This is a genomic window from Nocardiopsis sp. NPDC055824 (assembly GCF_053616335.1).
In genome coordinates this window covers 1-2,631 of record NZ_JBSHDN010000375.1, presented here as the reverse complement: position 1 = coordinate 2,631, position 2,631 = coordinate 1, and the positions used below count along the sequence as shown (strand labels likewise).

The 2,631-nt window shown below is 73.0% G+C and carries 1 protein-coding gene; it reads right to left on the bottom strand.

Annotated elements, in window-relative coordinates; genetic code table 11:
• Nucleotides 1-134: 134 nt before the first annotated feature.
• A complete protein-coding gene (locus ACWGL3_RS31935) occupies nucleotides 135-2,153 on the bottom strand; it encodes a PhoX family protein (RefSeq protein WP_267949438.1) in 2,019 nt (672 codons plus the stop codon).
• Nucleotides 2,154-2,631 lie beyond the last annotated feature (478 nt).

The following is a 2,631-nucleotide window of genomic DNA, read 5'->3' as shown; positions in this document are numbered from 1 at the left end:
GTGCGGGGCGGGGGCCGTGGGCGCATCCGGTGCGCGGCCGCCGGCGCGGGCGGCCGTGCGCGGGAGCGACCGGCCCGGCAACCCCCACGACGGAGCCGGGGCCGGCCTCCCCCGCCCTCCCTCGGGGAGGGGGTCTACCTGCCGACGTCGCGCCCGGCGGTGTGCCAGATGCACACCACGGACGGGCGCGGGAAGTCGCCGTCGGGCCACGTGCTGGTGGGCTCCGCCAGGGTGCCCCCGTCGCCGGGGTGCTGCGGGGCGAGGAACACCGTCTTGTTGTCCTTCGAGATGAGCGGGCCGCAGGCCTCCGCGCCGACCGGGACGGTGGCGAAGGTCCTCAGCTCACCCCGGAAGCGGCCCTCGACGGGGACCACGTGCAGGGCGTCGTTGATGCCCAGCGCGCCGGGCTGGCCGTCCGTGGAGATCCAGAGGTTGCCGTCCTTGTCGAAGGTCAGGTTGTCCGGCGCCGAGATCGGCATGACCTTGGACTTGTCGAAGCCCGCGTAGTAGGTGTCCTCGTCCTCGGGGTTGCCGCAGACGATGGGCACGTTCCAGGCGAACTCCGTGGCCCCGGCGTCCGAGCCCGCCTCCACGATCTCCAGGATGTGGCCGTGCTTGTTGGGGCCGCGCGGGTTGGGCTCGTCGGCCTGGCCGGGCTCGCGGGCGGAGTTGTTGGTCAGCGCGCAGTAGACCTTGCCGGTGACGGGGCTCGGCTCGAAGTCCTCGGGCCGGTCCATCTTGGTGGCGCCCACGGTGTCGGCGGCGAGCCGCGTGCGCACCAGGACCTCGGCGACGCTGAACCCGGGCACGAAGCTCTCGGTGTCGGTGCACAGGGCGATCCACTCGCCGCTGCCGTCGAACTCGCCGTCCTCGGGGAGCGCCCCGGAGCCGTCGAACTCCTCGGCCGGGCTGTTGCCGGTCAGGCGGGCCACGTAGAGGGTCCCGGTGTCCAGCAGGGTGAGGTTGTGGCGGCGCGAGCCCTCGACGTACTTCTTCGCGCTCACGAACTTGTACATGTAGTCGAAGCGCTCGTCGTCGCCCATGTACGCGGCCACGCGGCCGTCGTCGGTGATCCGGATCGTGGCGCCCTCGTGCTTGAAGCGGCCGAGCATGGTGCGCTTGAGCGGCTCCGACCCCGGGTCCAGCGGGTCGATCTCGACGATGTAGCCGAACCGGTTGGCCTCGTTGGGGTGCTTGGCCAGGTCGAAGCGCTCCTCGAACCGGTCCCAGCGGCGGCCGGCGAGGCCGGTCCCCATGCCGTACCGGGCGTTGGGTGCGTCGGCGGGGGCGTTGCTGAAGTACTGGTTGAAGTTCTCCTCCGCGCTGAGGAAGGTGCCCCAGGGGGTCATCCCGCCCGCGCAGTTGTTGAGCATGCCCTTGACCAGGGTGCCGTCCGGGTCGTCCTGGGTTCTGAGCAGCTCGTGCCCCGCGGCGGGGCCGGTCAGGCGCATCGGGGTGGAGGCGGTGAGCCGCCGGTTGAAGGCGCGCTCCCCGTCGGCCAGGCGCCACTCGCCGGTGCCGGCGTGGCGCTTCAGCTCCACGATGGACCCGCCGTGGGCGGCCATGGCGATCCTGACGTGCTCCTCGTCCGCGGTCGCGCCGTCCGTGTACCCGGGGAACATCAGTTCCTCGTTGGTGTACTCGTGGTTGACCCACAGCAGGCCGTTGTCGTCGTCGAGCTGGTGGAAGCCCACGTAGTCGCAGTTGTAGCCGAACTGCTGCTCCTGGGCCTCGGCCGTCTGGGCGTCGACGTCGAACTCGGGGGCCCCGGGCAGGACGGGGTCTCCCCAGCGGATGATGACGTGCTGGTCGTAGCCCCGGGGGATGGTGACCTTGTCGTCGGTGTTGGGCTGCACGCTCGTGAAGGTCGGCCGGGGCGCGGGGTGGGGGCGTCCGGGCCCGCGGTCGGCGGCCGCGGTGCCCAGGGCGGAGAGGCCGAGGGCGGAGACGCCCGCGCCGACCGCTCCGGCGCGCAGGGCGCTGCGGCGCGAGAGGGCCTTCTGGAAGATGTCGCCGAAGTAGGGGTTGGCGCTGGTGTTGGGGGCGGGGTGGAAGCAGGCGTCGCCACAGCGCAGGGCGCATGTCGCGCGGGAGCGACCGCCCCCTACCTGGCCGAGCAGCGGCAGCGGGCGGCGGGGCGCGGATTCGGGCACACCTTCTCCTTGGGGATCGTCTCTGCTCCCGTGCGCTCCGCCAACGTGCGGGGTCGGGTCGGAGCGCGCGGGTCGTTCTCGTCCGGCGGGCCTCCCGCCGGACGCTCTCGACCTTGGCCGAGGTTCCACTCGCACAGGTGAAACCGAGGTGAACGCCCCTACAACTCCACCGCATCCCTGGGTCGGTCACGCTCCACGGTCGTCAGGGCACCCACCGTCGACTTACGCCGCGATCCTCACACGTCGGACGCCCCGTGTCCTACGTGCCACGCCCGGTCACCTGTCCGTGTGGATCCCCGCCGGAACCGGTCTCCCTCCCGCCTTCGGGGCCCGTACGTCGACGAGGGCGTTCCCGGCGCGGGTGCCGGAAGCCCCTTCCCGCCCGGAGGGGCCCGCACGTCCCGGCGGGGGCGTCCCCCGCGCGTGGGCGTGCGCCGCGGCCGGCAGGGGCCCAAGACGCGTCCGCCCCCGCCGGGGT